General features: G+C 69.1%; 18 protein-coding genes. 9 read left to right on the forward strand and 9 right to left on the reverse strand.

Annotated features, from left to right (window positions below; all coding sequences use genetic code 11):
* The first annotated feature begins 24 nt into the window (after window positions 1-24).
* Entirely contained in the window at window positions 25-1308 is a 1284-nt protein-coding gene (gene purD, locus DPQ23_RS10030) for a phosphoribosylamine--glycine ligase (RefSeq protein WP_112874553.1), read from the forward strand.
* On the opposite strand, the gene DPQ23_RS10035 is transcribed toward purD, so the two are convergent.
* Window positions 1305-1862 carry a hypothetical protein gene (locus DPQ23_RS10035; protein ID WP_112874554.1) on the reverse strand — a complete coding sequence of 186 codons (558 nt, stop codon included), beginning with the start codon at window positions 1860-1862 and terminating at the stop codon, window positions 1305-1307. The genes purD and DPQ23_RS10035 overlap by 4 nt on opposite strands.
* On the reverse strand, window positions 1859-2878 hold the full coding sequence (locus DPQ23_RS10040; protein ID WP_112874555.1) for a ribose-phosphate pyrophosphokinase: 1020 nt from the start codon (window positions 2876-2878) through the stop codon (window positions 1859-1861). Before DPQ23_RS10040 ends, DPQ23_RS10035 begins: the two co-directional genes overlap by 4 nt.
* A 113-nt stretch (window positions 2879-2991) precedes the next feature.
* On the opposite strand from DPQ23_RS10040, the gene DPQ23_RS10045 reads away from it, so the two are divergent.
* Window positions 2992-3582, forward strand: coding sequence for a 2-hydroxychromene-2-carboxylate isomerase (locus DPQ23_RS10045; RefSeq protein WP_112874556.1), 591 nt, complete (start codon window positions 2992-2994; stop codon window positions 3580-3582).
* Window positions 3579-4358, forward strand: coding sequence for an alpha/beta fold hydrolase (locus DPQ23_RS10050; RefSeq protein WP_112874557.1), 780 nt, complete (start codon window positions 3579-3581; stop codon window positions 4356-4358). The genes DPQ23_RS10045 and DPQ23_RS10050 overlap by 4 nt, the downstream gene beginning before the upstream one ends.
* Window positions 4359-4400: 42 nt before the next feature.
* Here the strand turns inward: DPQ23_RS10050 and DPQ23_RS10055 are convergent, their stop codons facing one another.
* The 7 genes from DPQ23_RS10055 to DPQ23_RS10085 form a co-directional block, all read right to left on the reverse strand.
* A complete protein-coding gene (locus DPQ23_RS10055; RefSeq protein WP_112874558.1) occupies window positions 4401-4751 on the reverse strand; it encodes an H-type lectin domain-containing protein in 351 nt (116 codons plus the stop codon).
* Window positions 4752-4878: 127 nt separating this feature from the next.
* Window positions 4879-5328, reverse strand: coding sequence for a F0F1 ATP synthase subunit epsilon (locus tag DPQ23_RS10060; protein WP_112874559.1), 450 nt, complete (start codon window positions 5326-5328; stop codon window positions 4879-4881).
* A 10-nt stretch (window positions 5329-5338) separates the two neighbouring features.
* Window positions 5339-6760, reverse strand: a complete 1422-nt coding sequence (gene atpD / locus DPQ23_RS10065) for a F0F1 ATP synthase subunit beta (protein ID WP_112874560.1) — start codon at window positions 6758-6760, stop codon at window positions 5339-5341.
* Window positions 6761-6780: 20 nt separating this feature from the next.
* The gene (locus DPQ23_RS10070) at window positions 6781-7659 is read right to left on the reverse strand and encodes a F0F1 ATP synthase subunit gamma (RefSeq protein ID WP_112874561.1); all 879 of its coding nucleotides are present in this window, start codon (window positions 7657-7659) and stop codon (window positions 6781-6783) included.
* A 13-nt stretch (window positions 7660-7672) separates the two neighbouring features.
* A complete protein-coding gene (gene atpA, locus DPQ23_RS10075) occupies window positions 7673-9208 on the reverse strand; it encodes a F0F1 ATP synthase subunit alpha (RefSeq protein WP_112874562.1) in 1536 nt (511 codons plus the stop codon).
* Window positions 9209-9775 (reverse strand): F0F1 ATP synthase subunit delta, encoded by a 567-nt coding sequence (locus tag DPQ23_RS10080; protein WP_112874563.1) that lies wholly within the window; start codon window positions 9773-9775, stop codon window positions 9209-9211. It lies immediately after the preceding gene.
* Between the two features lie 331 nt (window positions 9776-10106).
* Complete coding sequence (locus DPQ23_RS10085) at window positions 10107-10895, reverse strand: class I SAM-dependent methyltransferase (protein WP_112874564.1); 789 nt, start codon at window positions 10893-10895, stop codon at window positions 10107-10109.
* 57 nt (window positions 10896-10952) lie between these two features.
* Here DPQ23_RS10085 and gloB point away from each other — a divergent pair, with 57 nt between their 5' ends.
* The 6 genes from gloB to DPQ23_RS10115 all read left to right on the forward strand — a co-directional run bounded on the left by gloB (window position 10953) and on the right by DPQ23_RS10115 (window position 18488).
* The gene (gene gloB, locus DPQ23_RS10090; RefSeq protein WP_112874565.1) at window positions 10953-11693 is read left to right on the forward strand and encodes a hydroxyacylglutathione hydrolase; all 741 of its coding nucleotides are present in this window, start codon (window positions 10953-10955) and stop codon (window positions 11691-11693) included.
* Between the two features lie 186 nt (window positions 11694-11879).
* Entirely contained in the window at window positions 11880-14198 is a 2319-nt protein-coding gene (gene clpA, locus DPQ23_RS10095) for an ATP-dependent Clp protease ATP-binding subunit ClpA (protein ID WP_112874566.1), read from the forward strand.
* Between the two features lie 368 nt (window positions 14199-14566).
* Entirely contained in the window at window positions 14567-15463 is an 897-nt protein-coding gene (gene ppk2, locus DPQ23_RS10100; RefSeq protein WP_112874567.1) for a polyphosphate kinase 2, read from the forward strand.
* Complete coding sequence (locus DPQ23_RS10105; RefSeq protein WP_112874568.1) at window positions 15463-15762, forward strand: DUF1330 domain-containing protein; 300 nt, start codon at window positions 15463-15465, stop codon at window positions 15760-15762. Before ppk2 ends, DPQ23_RS10105 begins: the two co-directional genes overlap by 1 nt.
* 55 nt (window positions 15763-15817) lie before the next feature.
* Window positions 15818-16312 (forward strand): tellurite resistance TerB family protein, encoded by a 495-nt coding sequence (locus tag DPQ23_RS10110; RefSeq protein WP_112874569.1) that lies wholly within the window; start codon window positions 15818-15820, stop codon window positions 16310-16312.
* A 601-nt stretch (window positions 16313-16913) separates the two neighbouring features.
* Entirely contained in the window at window positions 16914-18488 is a 1575-nt protein-coding gene (locus DPQ23_RS10115) for a 2-isopropylmalate synthase (protein WP_112874570.1), read from the forward strand.
* The last annotated feature ends 158 nt before the right edge of the window (window positions 18489-18646 follow it).

An 18646-nucleotide genomic window follows, 5' to 3' on the forward strand; every position in this document is an offset into this window, starting at 1 on the left:
GGCCCGACAGCAAGGGGGTTTCCGATGAACATCCTGATCCTGGGCGGCGGCGGGCGCGAACACGCGCTGGCCTGGGCGATCCGGCAGAACCCGAAATGCGACCGCCTGATCGTGGCCCCCGGCAACCCCGGCATCGCCGCCATCGCGCGCTGCGCGGATCTGGCGATCACCGACGGGGCGGCCGTGGCCGGGTTCTGCGAGGAGCACGCCATCGACCTGGTCGTGATCGGCCCCGAGGCGCCGCTGGCCGCGGGCGTGGCCGATGTCGTGCGGGCGGCGGGAATCGCGGTCTTTGGCCCTTCGCGCGCGGCCGCGATGCTCGAGGCGTCGAAAGCCTTCACCAAGCAGATCTGCGATGCCTGCGGCGCGCCCACCGCCGGCTGGGCGCGGTTCAGCGACGCCGCGGCGGCACGCGCCCATATCGCGGCGCAGGGCGCGCCCATCGTCGTCAAGGCCGACGGGCTGGCCGCCGGCAAGGGCGTCACCGTCGCCCTGACGGTGGCCGAGGCCGAGGCCGCGGTGGACGCGGCCTTGGGCGGCGCCTTCGGTGCGGCGGGGGCCGAGGTCGTGATCGAGGAGTTCATGGAGGGCGAGGAAGCCAGCTTCTTCGTCCTGTGCGACGGCGTGACGTGCCTGCCCATCGGCACCGCGCAGGACCACAAGCGCGTGGGAGAAGGCGACACCGGGCCCAACACCGGCGGCATGGGCGCCTATTCCCCCGCGCCGGTGCTGACCGAGGCCATTCAGGCGCAGGTGATGGCCGAGATCGTGCAGCCCACCGTGGACGAGATGGCGCGCCGCGGCACCCGGTTTCAGGGCGTGCTGTACGCGGGGCTGATGATCGCGGCCGGGCGGGCGCGGCTGGTCGAATACAACGTCCGCTTTGGCGACCCCGAGACGCAGGTCCTGATGATGCGCCTTGGCGCGCAGGCGCTGGACCTGATCCAGGCCTGCGCCGAAGGGCGGCTGGCGGGCCTGTCGGTCAACTGGGCCGACGATCATGCGCTGACGGTGGTGATGGCGGCCGAGGGCTATCCCGGCGATCCGGTCAGGGACACGGTGATCGGGGGGCTGGACGGGTTGTCGGAAAGCGCGTTGCAGATGATGTTTCACGCCGGAACGGCCGAGCGCGACGGCCATATCGTCGCGGCGGGCGGGCGGGTGCTGAACGCCACCGGCCGCGGCGCCACGCTGGCCGAGGCGCGCGACCGGGCCTATGCGCTGGCCCAGTCGGTGGACTGGCCCGGCGGGTTCCATCGCCGCGACATCGGCTGGCGGGCGCTGGCGAGAGACAGGGCGGACGCCTAGCGCAGGCGAACGTCCAGCGGCGGGACGCTGATGGCGCAGGCCGCGCCGTCGACCCACGGCAGCAGCGGCTGGTCAAGGATGATCCGATAGCGGCCGGGCTGGACATCCTGGGGGCGCAGGATCGCGCGCAGCGAGGCGTAGGGGATGCGCGTGCGCAGCGTGTCGCCGACCCCTTCGAAGCGATAGCGCACGGGCCGCGGCCCACCTTCGGCAGGTCGGTGCGGGTCCCACGTCACCTCGGCCTGATCCGCCCCGGTGCCGCGCCAGACGCGCACCACGCCGGTCAGCACCGCGGGATCGAGGAAGTCAAAGGGCCGGTCGGGCGGGTTGGCGAGGTTTGTGACGTGCAGCTCGATCCGCTGCGCCCCGCGCACCGCTGGCGCGCCCGCGCGCAGCATGGCGGCGGGCGCCTCGGGGGCATACCAGACCTGCAGGCGCGCGCCGTTGCAGATCTCGTCGCTGGCCAGCCGCAGTCCTGCGGGCGCGGCCGCCGCCGCCTGCGCGGCAAGGCCCGCCAGGACCGCCGCGGCAAGATGGGCGCGCCCGCGGGTCATGATGCTGAATACAGCCCCTCATAGACCGGCTGAAGCGTGTCCAGCTCGAACAGGCTCGACACCGAGGTGCCGTTCCAGATCGACATGATCGCCTGCGCAAACAGCGGGGCGGTGGGAACGATGCGGATGTTGCGGGCGGTCTTCACCCGTTCGGACGGCTCGATCGAATCGGTGATCACCAGCGATTTCATAACGGAATTCTCGATCCGCTCGACCGCCGGACCCGACAGCACGCCATGCGTGATATAGGCGTGGACCTCGGTCGCGCCGTGATCGACCAGCAGCTGCGCCGCCTTGACCAGCGTGCCGGCCGTGTCGCAGATGTCGTCCACGATGATGCAGGTCTTGCCCTCGACATCGCCGATCACCGTCATCTCGGCGATCTCGCCGGCCTTTTCGCGCCGCTTGTCCACGATCGCCAGCGGCGCGTCGATGCGGGCCGCGATCTCGCGCGCACGGGCCACGCCGCCGACGTCGGGGGACACGACCATCAGCCCGTCCATGCGGCCCTTGAAGTGGTGGATGATGTCCAGCGAAAAGATCGGTGCGGCGTAAAGGTTGTCCACGGGGATGTCGAAGAACCCCTGGATCTGGGCGGCGTGCAGGTCCAGCGTCAGCACCCGGTCCACGCCCGCCTCGGTCAGCAGGTTGGCCACCAGCTTGGCGCTGATGGGGGTGCGGGCCTTGGCCCGGCGATCCTGGCGGGCATAGCCGAAATAGGGGATCACGGCGGTGATGCGCGCGGCCGACGACCGGCGCAGCGCATCGGCCATGATCAGCAGTTCCATCAGGTTGTCGTTGGCCGGGTTCGACGTGGGCTGGACGATGTACATGTCCTCGCCGCGCACGTTCTCGTAGACCTCGACGAAGATTTCCTGGTCGTTGAAGCGTTCCACCCGCGCGTTGACGGGCGCCACGTTCATGCCGCGGTGCATCGACATGCGCCGCGCGATGGCGGTGGCCAGCGGGCGGTTGGCATTGCCCGCGATCAGCTTGGGTTCGGTCATGGCGGGCATGGGATCTCCGGGTCTGTGGGCGGCGCGGACAGGACCAGCGTGGGGGGAATCGCGCGATTGCGCCCCGATTAACACCGCGATAGCGTCCCGGCAAACCGGCGACAGGGGGTGGCATGGCACAGATCGACTATTACTTCGGAACGATCAGCCCCTGGGCTTATCTGGCGGGCAATCGGCTCGAGGAGATCGCCGCCCGTCACGGGGCCACGATCACCTATCGCCCGCTGGACATCCTGCAGCTGTTCGACCGCACCGGCGGGGTCCGTCCCGCCGACCGGCACCCGTCGCGCCTTGAATACCGCGCGCAGGAACTGCCGCGCTGGGCCGCATACCTGGGACTGCCGCTGCGCATGGACCTGCCGCTGGCCAACATGGCGCCGTCGTCCTATGCCATCATCGCCGCGCAAGAGGCGGGCGGCGATGTCGCGGGGCTGGTGCAGGGCCTGCTTGCGGCGCGGTTCGCCCATGGGCGCGACATCGCCGACGATGCCGTCATCCGCGAGGCGCTGGCCGCCGCAGGCTTTGACCCGGCGCTGGCCGACCGCGGGCTGTTCGTGGGGGCGGAAACCTATGGCCGCAACCTGGAACGGGCGGTGGCGGCGGGGGTCTTCGGGTCACCCTTCTACATCGTGACCGACAGCGATCAGCGGTTCTTCGGCCAGGATCGGCTGGACTTTCTGGACCGATACCTGGCCGCGGCGTGAGCGGGGTCCACTGGCGGCACTGGCCCGGCGCGGCCGACCGGCCGGCGCTGGCGCTGCATTGCATGCTGGGCAGCGGCGCGTCCTGGGGGCCGATCGCCGATCGGCTGGGCGGCTGCATCGACCTGCGCGCGCCCGACTGGCCGGCTCACGGGCGCAGCGCGCCCTGGTCGCCGACAAAGGGCCCCGATTTCACCACCACGGCCACGCGTCTGGTGGGGGCGGCCATCGACCGGCCGGTGGACCTGATCGGCCACAGCTTCGGCGCGGTCGTGGCGCTGCGGCTCGCCGTCGCTGCCCCGCACGCCATCCGCAGCCTGACGCTGATCGAGCCGGTCCTGTTCGCCGCCCTGCCCCCCGCGGACCGCGACCCGGACGGGCTGATGACGAGGGTGCAGGCCGCCGAGGCGGCAGGCGACCGCGCCGCATCGACACGGGCGTTCATGGCGTACTGGGGCGGGACCGATCTGGATGCGGCCACTGCGGGGACGCAGGCGCAGTTGCAGACGCAGATGGCGACGATGCTGGACAGCGTACCAGACCTTTATCAGGACCGGGGCCGCATCCTGCGCGACGGCGGGATCGAGGCCATCGACGCGCCTGTGATGCTGATCTCGGGCGCGCAGTCGCCCCCGAGCATCCACGCGATTGCCGAGGCCCTGGCGGCGCGCCTGGCAGATGTCGGGCACGCCCTGGTGCCCGGCGCGCATCACATGGCCCCCCTGACCCACCCAGACGAGGTGGCGGGGCTGATCCGGGTGAACCTGGACCGGGCCTGACAGGAAAAAGCCCTTCGCCGGCAGGGGCGTGAGGAACTCAGCTCAGTCCACGTCGAAGGCGTCCTGATGGGGAAGCGCGCCGATGGCCAGCCATTCGGCCCGCACCCGCGCCACCTTGGTGTCGGACCAGGTCTTGAACAGCAGCACGAACCCGGTTTCGGTCACATCGACGGCCGAGATGTCAGCACGCTGGTTGTGCTCGACCGCGATGTCCCACATGCCCAGCCCGACATGGACCACGGGGGGCGACAGGAACGGTTCGGGGAAGCTGACAGGATAGCGCACCGACCGCGCGCCGCGGCCGGTCCACATCTCGCCGCCATCCTCGCAGGCGGAAAACAGGATCTGCGAGCCGCGCAGGACACCGATGGCCGCATGGTCGATCCGCAGCATCCAGATTTCTCCGTCAGGTGGGCCGACGCGTGTCGCCCTGATCTCCTGATGGCTGATAGGACAAGACAAGCCCCGGCGGAATGCCGAGGCTTGCATTTTAGGCAGTTCAGGCCGTATCCTGCGCGGCTCAGTCCGGGACCGTCGACTGGTTCGGGTCCAGACCGACATGGGTGCCCAGGGCCTCCATGTCGCCCAGCATCTTGGCAGCCGCGGCGACGAACTCTTCGCCCGCGGTGCCGCGACGGGCCTCGGCGGCTTGCTTGGCCCTGCGGGCGTCACGCATCATCTCGTTGTAGATGTCCTGCGTGATGTCGGCGCGCGCGTGGCCGCGTTCCGCCAGCAGGCTGACGCTGTCGCCGGTGATCTCGGCAAAGCCGCCGGTCACGGCGAACTCGGTCGCCGTGCCCTGACCGTCCACCACCGTGACCAGGCCCGGCCGCAGCGTGACGATCGTGGCGGCGTGGCCGGGCATGGCGGTCAGATCGCCGTCGATGCCCGGCAGCCGGACCTCGCGCGCGGGAACGGACACCAGGTTCCGCTCCGGCGACACCAGGTCGAACTGCATCGTGTCGGCCATGATGCTCCCCTTACGCCGCGTCCGCGGCCATGCGCTGCGCCTTGGCCTTCACGTCCTCGATCCCGCCGACCATGTAGAAGGCCGCCTCGGGCAGATGGTCGTAATCGCCGGCCACGACCGCCTTGAACGAGCGGATCGTCTCCTCCAGGGGGACCTGCACGCCGTCCGAGCCGGTGAAGACCTTGGCCACGTCGAAGGGCTGCGACAGGAATCGCTGGATCTTGCGGGCGCGGGCCACCGTCAGCTTGTCCTCCTCGGACAGTTCGTCCATCCCGAGGATGGCGATGATGTCCTGCAGCGACTTGTACTTCTGCAGGATGCCCTGGACGTCGCGGGCGACGCCGTAATGCTCCTCGCCGACGACGGCCGGGTCAAGGATGCGGCTGGTCGAATCGAGCGGGTCCACCGCCGGATAGATGCCCAGTTCCGAGATCGCGCGCGACAGCACCGTGGTGGCGTCGAGGTGCGCGAACGAGGCCGCGGGCGCCGGGTCGGTCAGGTCGTCGGCCGGCACGTAGATGGCCTGCACCGAGGTGATGGACCCCGCCTTGGTCGAGGTGATGCGTTCCTGCAGCGCGCCCATGTCGGTGGCCAGCGTCGGCTGGTACCCCACGGCCGACGGGATGCGGCCCAGCAGCGCCGACACCTCGGAGCCCGCCTGGGTGAAGCGGAAGATGTTGTCCACGAAGAACAGCACGTCCGTGCCCGACTGGTCGCGGAACTGCTCGGCAATCGTCAGGCCGGTCAGCGCCACGCGCATCCGCGCGCCCGGCGGCTCGTTCATCTGGCCATAGACCAGCGCCACCTGGCTGGAGCCCAGGTCGTCTTCCTTGATGACGCCCGATTCCACCATCTCGTGGTAAAGGTCGTTGCCCTCGCGCGTCCGCTCGCCCACGCCGGCGAACACGGAATAGCCCGAGTGCACCTTGGCGATGTTGTTGATCAGCTCCATGATCAGAACGGTCTTGCCCACACCGGCGCCGCCGAACAGGCCGATCTTGCCGCCCTTGGAATAGGGGGCCAGCAGGTCGATGACCTTGATGCCCGTGACCAGGATCTCCGAACTGGTGGCCTGCGCCGCGAATTCCGGCGCGGGCTGGTGGATGGCGCGCTTTTCGCTGGCGCCGACCGGGCCGCGGTCGTCCACCGGCTCGCCCACGACGTTCAGGATGCGGCCCAGCGTCACGTCGCCCACCGGCACCATGATCGGCCCGCCCGTGTCGGTGACGGATGCGCCGCGGACCATGCCTTCGGTCGCGTCCATGGCGATGGCGCGGACGGTGTTCTCGCCCAGGTGCTGGGCCACTTCCAGCACCAGTTTCTTGCCGTTGTTCTCGGTCTCGAGCGCGTTCAGGATCGCCGGCAGCTGGTCGTCGAACTGAACGTCCACGACCGCGCCGATGACCTGGGTGATCTTGCCTGTGGCTGCCATCTTCTACCCCTGCGTTTCGGTCAGAGCGCCTCGGCGCCCGAAATGATTTCGATGAGTTCCTTGGTGATCGCGGCTTGGCGCGACCGGTTGTAGACGGTCGTCAGGCGGTCGATCATGTCGCCCGCGTTCCGCGTGGCGTTGTCCATTGCGGTCATCCGCGCGCCCTGCTCCGAGGCGGCGTTCTCGAGCAGCGCGGCAAACACCTGCGTGGCGACCGAGCGCGGAAGCAGCTCGGCCAGGATGGCCTCCTCGCCCGGCTCATAATCGTAAAGCGCGCTGGCGCCGCCGGCGTCCTTGCCGGCCTCGATCACCGCAGGGATGATCTGGCGCGCGGTCGGCACCTGGCTGATGACGGTTTCGAACCGGCTGTAGAACAGCGTCGCCACGTCGAAATCACCGCCCTCGAAGCGGTCGAGGATCTCGTCGGCGATTCCGCGGGCGGTGTCATAGCCGACGCGCTTGACCTCGGACAGATCGACGTGGTGGACAAAGCGCTGGCCATGCTCGCGTTTCAGCTGCTCGCGAGCCTTCTTGCCCACGGTCATGATCGCCACGGTCTTGCCTTCCCCAGCCAGCGTCTCGGCCTGCTGGCGCGCCAGCTTGACGATCGAGCTGTTGAAGCCGCCGGCAAGGCCGCGCTCGGACGTCAGGACCACCAGCAGGTGCCGCTGGTCCGACCCGGTGCCCGCCAGAAGACGCGGCGCGCCTTCGGACCCGGCGGCGGCCGAGGTCAGGCCGGCCATGACCGCAGACATCCGTTCGGCATAGGGCCGCGCCGCCTCCGCCGCCTCCTGCGCGCGGCGCAGCTTGGCGGCGGCGACCATCTGCATCGCCTTGGTGATCTTGCGCGTGTTCTTGACGCTGCCGATCCGGTTCTTCAGGTCCTTGAGGCTGGGCATTGTCCCCGTCTCCTCAGGCGGCCGTCTTGGCGTAGGCGTCCAGAACCGCCTTCAGCCGCGTCTCGGCCTCGCCCTTGATCTTGGGGTCCTCGCGGGTCAGCCAGTCCAGGACGTCGGCATGCTGGTTGCGCATGAACTGCAGCAGGCCCTGCTCCCACTTGCCGACCTCGCGCACCGGCACGTTGTCCAGATAGCCCTTGGTGCCGGCATAGATGACGGTCACGATCTCGGCGTTGGTCAGCGGCGCGTACTGCGGCTGCTTCATCAGTTCGGTCAGGCGCGCGCCGCGGTTCAGCAGGCGCTGCGTCGCCGCGTCCAGGTCGGACCCGAACTGCGCGAACGCGGCCATTTCACGATACTGCGCCAGTTCCAGCTTGACCGGGCCTGCGACGGATTTCATCGCGTTGGTCTGGGCGGCCGACCCCACGCGCGACACCGACAGGCCGGTGTTCACGGCCGGACGGACGCCCTGGAAGAACAGGTCGGTTTCCAGGAAGATCTGGCCGTCCGTGATCGAGATGACGTTCGTCGGGATATAGGCCGACACGTCGCCCGCCTGCGTCTCGATGATCGGCAGCGCGGTCAGCGAGCCGCCGCCGTGGTTCTCGTTCAGCTTGGCCGAACGCTCCAGCAGGCGCGAGTGCAGATAGAACACGTCGCCCGGATAGGCCTCGCGCCCCGGCGGGCGGCGCAGCAGCAGCGACATCTGGCGATAGGCCACGGCCTGCTTGGACAGGTCGTCATAGATGATCAGCGCGTCCATGCCGTTGTCGCGGAAGTATTCCGCCATCGCGGTCGCGGCATAGGGGGCCAGATACTGCATCGGCGCGGGTTCCGACGCGGTCGCGGCGATGACCGTGGTATAGGCCATGGCGCCGCTTTCTTCCAGCTTCTTGACCAGCTGGGCGACGGTCGACCGCTTCTGCCCGATGGCGACATAGAAGCAGTGCAGCGTCTTCATGCCGTCGTTTTCACGGCCGTTGTAGTTCTGCTGGTTCAGGATGGTGTCCAGGGCGATGGCGGTCTTGCCGGTCTGCCGGTCGCCGATGATCAGCTCGCGCTGGCCGCGGCCGACGGGGATCATCGCGTCCACCGATTTGAGGCCGGTCGCCATCGGCTCGTGCACCGACTTGCGGGGCATGATGCCGGGGGCCTTGACGTCGGCCACGCGACGCTCGGTCGCCTCGATCGGGCCCTTGCCGTCGATGGGGTTGCCCAGCGCGTCGACGACGCGGCCCAGCAGCGCCGGTCCCACCGGCACGTCCACGATCGACCGGGTGCGCTTGACGGTGTCGCCTTCCTTGATCGAGCGGTCGTCGCCGAAGATCACGATGCCGACGTTGTCGGTTTCCAGGTTCAGCACCATGCCGCGGATGCCGCCGGGGAATTCCACCATCTCGCCGGCCTGAACCTTGTCCAGGCCGTGAACGCGCGCAATGCCGTCGCCGACCGACAGCACCTGGCCGACCTCGGCCACCTCGGCGTCCTGACCGAAATTCTTGATCTGATCCTTGAGGATCGCCGAAATCTCGGCAGCCTGGATTCCCATTTATCCGACCTCTTTCATGACATTCTGCAGGGAAGCGAGCTTCGAGCGGATCGAGCTGTCGATCATCTGCGAGCCCAGCTTGACAATCATTCCGCCGATCAGACCTTCGTCGACCCGCGTGTTCAGTTTCACGATCTTGCCGGATTTCTGCGCCAGCGTCTCGGTCAACCGGCGCTCCTGCTCCGCGTTCAGGGGCGCGGCGGCCACCACGTCGGCCGTGACCTCGCCCCGTGCGTCGGCGACCAGCGCGGTCAGCCGGTCCACCAGCTGAGGCAGCGCGAACAGGCGGCGGTTCTGCGCCATCAGGCGCAGCGTGTTGGCAAGAACGGGCATCAGGCCCATGCGCTCGGCGATGCTGCCGATGGCGGCTTCCTGCTGCTCGCGCGAATACAGCGGCGAGCCGATCAGCGTGCGCAGGTCGGCGCTGTCGCGCAGCGCGGCGTCCAGCGCCTGGACCTGGGGGGCAAGCGCGTCGATCGCGCCCTGTTCGCTGACCAGGTCGAACAAGGCTTGCGCGTAACGCCCGGCGATGTTGGCGGAAATAGACGCGGTATTGGCCACGGACACCCCTTTGGTTTGCGCGTGACCCCGCAGGCCGGGCCGGCGATCTGCCGGTCAGTCGCGGGGCGCGGACGGTGGAACGCGCCCCGTCAATCCGGGGCAGTCCCTGAAATCTGCGGCGTCTCTAACAGCACATGCTGGGTCTCGCAACAGCCCGACGCCCGAAAATGACAAGGGTTCCATGCAAAGTCGGGCGGTTGCGCTAACGTCCGCACACGCGACGGGCCGGCACGCCGCGGACCATCGGCGGCCCGCCACGCATGCCTGCGCGCGGTCCCGGCGGTCGGACCTGCGAGACACCGCGGTGCCGGCGCGGCGAATCGACGGGCCGCCCGTGTCAGGGCGCCGGCGCGCGGGTCGAGGCGTGCGGGGCCAGCGGCCTGGCCGGGTGGGGCCGGCGTATCCCCTCCAGCACTTGCAATGGGCTGCGCACGCTGACCAGGCTGCCCGGCCCCACGGGCGCGCTGACCTGCTTGGTCAGTTCCGCCAGCACCACGCCCGCCACCAGGACCGAGGCGATCCGCGTGCCCATCCTCTCCCACCACTGTGCGCTTTTCAGCCAGAACCGCCGGTCGGACGGCGGGATGTACAGCGCAGCCCCGGTGCGTTCGGTGACAAAACCCGCGGCGCGCGCCTGCGCGTCCAGCTGCCCGCGGCTGTAGCTGCGCCCCAGCCCGAAGGGCGTGGCCTCGCTTTGCGCCCACAGGCCGGCGCGGTTCGGGACCATCACCAGCATCCGCCCCCCGGGCCCCAGGACCCGCCACGCCTCGGCCATCAGGGCGGCGGGATGGTCGGCGGTTTCCAGCCCGTGCAGCATCACCAGACGATCCACGCTGCCGGTTTCCAGCGGCCAGGCGTCCTCGTCGCACATCACGGTGCGGTTGGGCGCGCCGAGGGGCCAGCCCATGACGCCCTGCGGCCCCGGCATCAGCGCGCTGACCCGGCGCGCCCGCGGGACATAGGGGCGCAGCAGCGGCACGGCAAAGCCGTAGCCCGCGACCGTCATGCCCGTCGTGCCCTCGGCCGGCCACAGCGCGGTCATGCGGTCGCGCAGGATGCGCTGGACCACCCGGCCCAGCGCACGCTGATAGTAGAAGGCACGCAGGTCGATGACGTCGTGATGCATTGCGTTCCCGCCGGGATTCGGCTTGGCTGACCGTGCCAGAACAACTGGGGGTTGCCAATGCCGGCCACGGTCCACACGATACGCTGCCTGACCGACAACTACGCCTATCTGGTGCAGGCGAGCGGGCAGACGGTGCTGATCGACGCGCCCGAGGCGGCGCCGATCCTGGCCGGGCTGGACCGGATCGGGGGGCGGCTGGACGCGATCCTGCTGACCCATCATCACGACGACCACATCCAGGCGGTTCCCCGGATCGTCGCCGCGACCGGCGCGCAGGTCTGGGGCAACGGCGCCGACGCCCACCGCCTGCCGCCGCTGGACCGCGCGCTGTCGGCCGGCACGGACGTCGCGGCGTGCGGCGAGACGGTCGCGGTCCTCGACGTGCCCGGCCACACGGTCGGCCATGTCGCGTTTCATTTCCCCGCCTCCGGGCTGGTCTTCACCGCCGACAGCCTGATGGCGCTTGGCTGCGGCCGGCTGTTCGAGGGGACGGCCGCCCAGATGTGGGACAGCCTGTCGCGGCTGGCGGCCCTGCCCGACGACACGCTGGTCTGCTCGGGCCATGACTATTGCCGCGGGAACGGCGCCTTCGCCCTGTCGGTCGATCCGGGCAACGCCGCGCTGCGGGCGCGACTGGACGCGGTCACGGCGGGCCAGCGCCCCTGCTCGCCCGCGACGCTGGCCGAGGAAAAAGCGACGAACCCATTCCTGCGCGCGCGAGACCTGGCCCGCCCGGACGAGGACCCGCTGGCCGCCTTCGCGCGGCTTCGTGCGGGCAAGGACGGGTTCCGCGGCTGACGGCTGCTTGAAATGCCCCGCGCGCGTGATCACATCTGCCTCAGCCGCCGCAGTTTCGCGCCCAAGCCGCAGAATACAGCTTGCGCTGCGCCGAAATGCACCGATCCTTAACTGTATCGTGACAGTCTGGTCAGGTGGGTCCCAGGTCGGGGTCCAGACCGCCAGCCGACTGACAGGAGCCGTCTCGTGCCGTCATTTTCGAACACCCTGGAACAGGCAATCCATGCCGCGCTGTCGCTGGCCAACCAGCACAGGCACGAACTGGCGACCCTGGAACACCTGCTGCTCGCGCTGACCGAGGAGCCCGACGCCGTCAAGGTCATGCGGGCCTGCAACGTCGATCTGGGCGAACTGCGCCGCCTGCTGACCGATTTCATCGAGGACGACCTTTCCACGCTGATCACCGACGTCGAGGGGTCCGAGGCGGTGCCGACCGCCGCGTTCCAGCGCGTGATCCAGCGCGCGGCGATTCACGTGCAGTCGTCGGGCCGGTCCGAGGTCACGGGCGCCAACGTGCTGGTCGCGATCTTCGCCGAGCGTGAATCCAACGCCGCCTATTTCCTGCAGGAACTGGACATGACCCGCTATGACGCGGTGAACTTCATCGCGCATGGGGTGGCCAAGAACCCGTCGTTTTCCGAGCCGCGCAGCGTGCAGGGCGCCGAGGGCGACGCCCCCAAGGCCGAGGCCGCGCAGGCCAAGGCCGACGACAGCGCGCTGGCGAAATACTGCGTCGACCTGAACCGCAAGGCCAACGCGGGCGACGTGGACCCGCTGATCGGCCGCGAGGGCGAGGTCGAGCGCTGCATCCAGGTCCTGTGCCGCCGCCGCAAGAACAACCCCTTGCTGGTGGGCGATCCCGGCGTCGGCAAGACCGCCATCGCCGAGGGCCTGGCGCTGAAGATCACGCGCGGCGAGACGCCGGACGTGCTGAAGGGGGCGACGATCTATTCGCTGGACATGGGCGCACTGCTGGCCGGCACCCGCTATCGCGGCGACTTCGAGGAGCGGCTGAAGGCCGTCGTCAAGGAACTGGAGGAGCATGACGACGCCATCCTGTTCATCGACGAGATCCACACCGTGATCGGCGCGGGGGCGACCTCGGGCGGGGCGATGGATGCGTCGAACCTGCTCAAGCCGGCGCTGGCCGGCGGCAAGCTGCGCTGCATGGGGTCCACGACCTACAAGGAGTTCCGCCAGCACTTCGAGAAGGACCGCGCGCTGTCGCGCCGGTTCCAGAAGATCGACGTGAACGAGCCGACGGTGCCCGACACGATCAAGATCCTGATGGGCCTGAAGCCCAGCTTCGAAAAGCACCACGAGCTGCGCTATACCAGCGAAGCGATCAAGTCGGCCGTGGAACTGGCTGCGCGCTACATCAACGACCGCAAGCTGCCCGACTCGGCCATCGACGTGATCGACGAGGCGGGGGCGGCCCAGCATGTCGTGGCCGAAAGCCGCCGCCGCAAGGTCATCGGCCCCCGAGAGATCGAGGCCGTGGTCGCCAAGATCGCCCGGATCCCGCCGAAGAACGTCTCGAAGGACGACGCCGAGGTGCTGCGCGACCTGGAAAAGACGCTCAAGCGGCTGGTCTTCGGGCAGGACAACGCGATCGAGGCGCTGGCCAGCGCGATCAAGCTGTCGCGGGCCGGCCTGCGCGAGCCTGAAAAGCCGATCGGCAACTATCTGTTCGCCGGACCCACGGGCGTCGGCAAGACCGAGGTGGCCAAGCAGCTGGCGAACACGCTGGGCGTGGAACTGCTGCGCTTCGACATGAGCGAGTACATGGAGAAGCACGCCGTCAGCCGCCTGATCGGCGCGCCCCCCGGCTATGTGGGGTTCGACCAGGGCGGCATGCTGACGGACGGCGTGGACCAGCATCCGCATTGCGTGCTGCTGCTGGACGAGATCGAAAAGGCGCACCCGGATGTCTACAACATCCTGCTGCAGGTGATGGACCACGGCAAGCTGACCGACCACAACGGCCGGCAGGTCGATTTCCGCAACGTGATCCTGATCATGACCTCGAACGCGGGCGCGGCCGACCAGGCCAAGGCCGCTATCGGGTTCGGCCGCGACCGGCGCGTGGGCGAGGACAAGGAGGCCATCGAGCGCACCTTCACGCCCGAGTTCCGCAACCGCCTGGACGCGGTGATCAGCTTTGCGCCGCTGTCGCGCGAGGTCATCGTGCAGGTGGTCGAGAAGTTCATCCTGCAACTGGAAGCGCAGCTGATGGACCGCAACGTCCATATCGAGCTGACCTCCGAGGCGGCGAACTGGCTGGCCGAAAAGGGCTATGACGACCGGATGGGCGCGCGCCCGCTGGGCCGCGTGATCCAGGAGACGATCAAGAAGCCGCTGGCCGAGGAACTGCTGTTCGGCCGGCTGACCAAGGGCGGCGTCGTGCGGGTGCGGATCGAGGACGACAAGCCGGTCTTCGACATCGAGGGCCCCTCGACCCCGCGCCTGACCAAGGACCGCCCGCCCCTGCTGACGGCAGAGTAACGGGCACGCACCGGGGCGGCGAACTACGGCGCCGCCCGGGCGCAAGACAACGGGGAACGGGCGGCCCGGCCAAGGCCGCCCGTTTCGCCGGATGGCCCCGGGACGGCCCGTTGCCCGCAGGAACGATGGCGGACCGGCCGTCGGGGGCGCTGCGACGCCCTGCCTCGGTCGCAAGGCGAATACGGCGTTGCCGCACAGGGACCGTCTGCCCGACTGCCGTCCCGGTGACGACCGGCAATGGACCCGACCGCGCCCTTGCCGTTCCTGGCCCCCCTGCCGTACGTCATGCTGCCCGGACACCCATGGTCCTGTCGCATTTCTGTCACAGTTGCGTGGTTGAAGCAGGCACCCGACCAGCGAGGAACACGATGTCCGACGAACTCAACAGCCTCGCCCTGGACGAGGCGCTCGACGAGGACTTCGAGCTTGACCTCGAGGACGCGCTGATCCCCGCGCGACTCTCGGCGGAATACCGGGCGCTGCATCCCAATCCCCTGCCCCGGCAGATCTATTACCGAGAGCTTCTGCGGCTCCAGTCCGAGCTGATCAAGCTGCAGGACTGGGTCAGCCACCACAAGGAAAAGGTCGTCGTCCTCTTCGAGGGACGCGACAGCGCCGGCAAGGGCGGCGCGATCAAGCGCATCACCCAGCGCCTGAACCCGCGCGTGGCCCGCGTCGTGGCCCTGCCCGCGCCCTCGGACCGCGAAAAGACCCAGTGGTACTTTCAGCGCTATGTCCCGCACCTGCCCTCGGGCGGTGAGATCGTGCTGTTCGACCGCAGCTGGTACAACCGCTCGGGCGTCGAGCGGGTGATGGGGTTCGCGACCGAGGACGAGGTCGAGCAGTTCTTCCGCGACGTCCCCGAGTTCGAGCGGATGCTGGTCCGATCCGGCATCCGGCTGGTGAAATACTGGTTCTCGATCACCGACGAGGAACAGCAGATGCGGTTCCTGATGCGCATCCACGATCCCCTGAAGCAGTGGAAGCTGTCGCCCATGGACCTGCAATCGCGCATCCGGTGGGAGGATTACACCAAGGCCAAGGAGGACATGTTCGAGCGCACCTCGATCCCCGAGGCGCCGTGGTATATCGTGCCCGGCAACGACAAGAAGCGGGCGCGGCTGAACTGCATGGACCACCTGCTGAGCCTGATCCCCTACACCGACGTTCCGAACACCCCCGTCACGCTGCCCGAGCGCGTGTTCAATCCCGACTATGAACGCGAGGTGCTGCCGCGCGATCTGTATGTGCCGGAGCGGTACTGATGCCCAAGGGATACTGGGTCGCGCATGTGACCGTGAACGACCCGCTGGCCTACGAGGCCTATCGCCGCGCCAATGCCGCCGCCTTTCAGAAATACGGCGGCCGCTTCCTTGTGCGCGGGTCCGAGGGGCGCGTGGCCGAGGGCGAGATGCCCGGCCGCACCGTCGTCGTCGAATTCCCCAGTGTCGAAGCCGCCCATGCGTGCTATGACAGCCCGGAATACCGCCGGGCACTGGCGCTGCGACTACCGTGCAGCACGGCCAACCTGGCGATCTTTGCCGGATGGGACGCGAACAGTTGACATAGGTTTGCACGCACCATCTTGCGTCTTGCCGGTGCTTGGCTGAAATGGTGTCATGTTCCGTAACCTGTTGACTCGCCTTTTCGCGCAAGACGCGCCCGACCAGCCCCTGGCCGCGGAGGATGCCGAACTGGCCGTGGCCGCCCTGCTGGTCAGGGTCGCGCGGGCCGATGACAGGTACGGTCCCGCCGAACGCGGCCGGATCGATCACCTGCTGGCGCGCCGTCGCCACCTGGACCCGTCCGCGGCGGCCGACCGCCGTGCCGCCGCCGAGATGATCGAGGCCGAGGCCCCGGACACCGTGCGGTTCACGCGCGCCATCAAGGACCGCATCCCCCTGGAGCGGCGGGTCGAGGTTGTCAGCGCGCTGTGGGACGTGGCGCTGGCCGACGGCCACCGCAGCGCCGAGGAGGACGCGGCCGTCCGCTTGGCCGCGAACCTGCTGGGCGTCAGCGACATGGAAAGCGCAACCGCCCGGCAGCAGGTCGAGCGAGAGCGCATGGATCATGCGCGCGCGCCCCTCGGGGCCGCCGTGGGCGACGGGGCCTGACCCTGGCCGCTGGACCGGGGCGTTGGCCCCTTCGCGGCTGATCCAGAGGCTCGCGCACCCTTGTCGTTTCATCGCATCCTGCCAGCTTGAAGAGGGTGCGCCGGCATGTCCGTGTCCAGCCGGGCGGCCGCACGCCCGGGCTGCCGCGGCACGTCCCTGACGGGCGGCCCTGGCGGGCCGACCCCCAGCCACCATGACCCACAACCCACCGCGATGATCCCGGTTGCCGAGACGCGGCCCGCCTGCGGCCAGCGCCGGGACCATCGCGAGGCGCCTGCCGCACATGGCAGGCGCCGTGTCCTCAAGGGGGGCAACGAGATCGGCAGTGGCCGGGCGGCTGGACGGCTTTCGCGGATGCGCGGCACGGCCGATCCGCGGCCGAACCCCCTTTCCTTTGCGCCATGGCGGGGTATAGTCGCTGCCATGGCGCGAACCCGCATCCTTGCCTCGACCTCTGCCGTGGGCGCCCCCTGGGGCGGCGCGCGGGTCGTGACCCTTCGCGGCCTGCTGCTTCTTACGCTGCGCTGAGCGGGTCCCGCCGGGCCGCCGCTCGACTGGCGCAGCGCCCGGCGATCCCCAGACCAGCCAGAAAGAAGCCCCCATGACCCCGACCCACGATCCCAGCCGCGTCCTGATCTTCGACACCACCCTGCGCGACGGCGAACAATCGCCCGGCGCCACCATGTCCCATGCCGAGAAACTGGAAATCGCCCAGATGCTGGACGAGATGGGCGTGGACATCATCGAGGCGGGCTTTCCCATCGCGTCCGAGGGCGACTTTGCCGCCGTCAGCGACATCGCCCGGCAGGCCCGCAACGCCGTGATCTGCGGCCTTGCCCGCGCCCAGATCCCCGACATCGACCGCTGCTGGGAGGCGGTGAGGCATGCGCGCCAGCCGCGCATCCACACCTTCATCGGCACCTCGCCCCTGCACCGCGCCATTCCGAACCTGGACATGGACCAGATGGCGGATCGCATCCACCAGACGGTGACCCATGCCCGCAACCTGTGCGACAACGTCCAGTGGTCGCCCATGGACGCGACCCGGACCGAGCACGACTATCTGTGCCGCGTCGTGGAAATCGCCATCAAGGCCGGCGCCACCACGATCAACATCCCCGACACCGTCGGCTATACCGCGCCCCGCGAATCCGCCGCCCTGATTGCCATGCTGCTGGACCGGGTGCCCGGCGCCGACAGGGTGGTCTTTGCGACCCACTGCCACGACGACCTGGGCATGGCGACCGCCAACAGCCTGGCCGCGGTCGAGGCGGGCGCGCGCCAGATCGAATGCACCATCAACGGCCTGGGCGAACGCGCCGGCAACACCGCGCTGGAGGAGGTGGTGATGGCGCTGAAGGTGCGCCACGACATCATGCCCTTCACCACCGGCGTCGACACCCGCAAGATCATGGGCATTTCCCGCCGCGTGTCGCAGGTGTCGGGCTTTCCGGTGCAGTTCAACAAGGCGATCGTCGGCAAGAACGCCTTCCTGCACGAATCCGGCATCCACCAGGACGGCGTGCTGAAGAACGTCGAGACGTTCGAGATCATGCGCCCCGCCGACATCGGCCTGAACGAGGCCAACATCGCCATGGGCAAGCATTCCGGCCGCGCCGCGCTGCGGGCAAAGCTGGCCGACCTGGGCTATGAGCTGGGGGACAACCAGCTCAAAGACGTGTTCGTGCGCTTCAAGGCGCTGGCCGACCGCAAGAAGGAGGTCTATGACGACGACCTTGTCGCGCTGGTGCAGGACAGCGCCGCAAACACCGACAGCGACTTCCTGCAGGTCAGGACGCTGCGCGTGGTCTGCGGCGGCGGCGAGCCGGCGACCGCCACGCTGACGATGGTGGTGGGCGACGCCGACCGCACGGTCGAGATGCGGGGCGACGGCCCGGTGGACGCGGCGTTCAACTGCGTGAACGCGCTGTTCCCCCACAGCGCGACCTTGCAGCTGTATCAGGTCCATGCCGTGACCGAGGGCACGGACGCGCAGGCCACCGTCAGCGTCCGGCTGGAGGAGGACGGCCGCATCGCCACGGGCCAGGCCGCCGACACCGACACGATCCTGGCCAGCGTCAAGGCCTATGTCGGGGCGCTGAACCGGCTGAAGGTGCGCCGCGAAAAGACCGCGCCCGACAGCGACACCAAGTCGATCAGCATGTATTCCCCGTGATCCCCGGCCGCCCGGCCGCATGGCGGGGCACCCTGTGCCCGGCGCCTGAAAGGGGGCGGGTCTGCGCCTGCCCTGTCCGGCAAGTCTGCCGCCAGGGGTTCCCCCGCCGGTTGCGACCCCCTATAGGGAACGTCGCTTGGTCAGGTCGCGGACGACTC

It is taken from the genome of Paracoccus endophyticus (assembly GCF_003286075.1).
Classification (GTDB): Bacteria; Pseudomonadota; Alphaproteobacteria; order Rhodobacterales; family Rhodobacteraceae; genus Paracoccus; species Paracoccus endophyticus.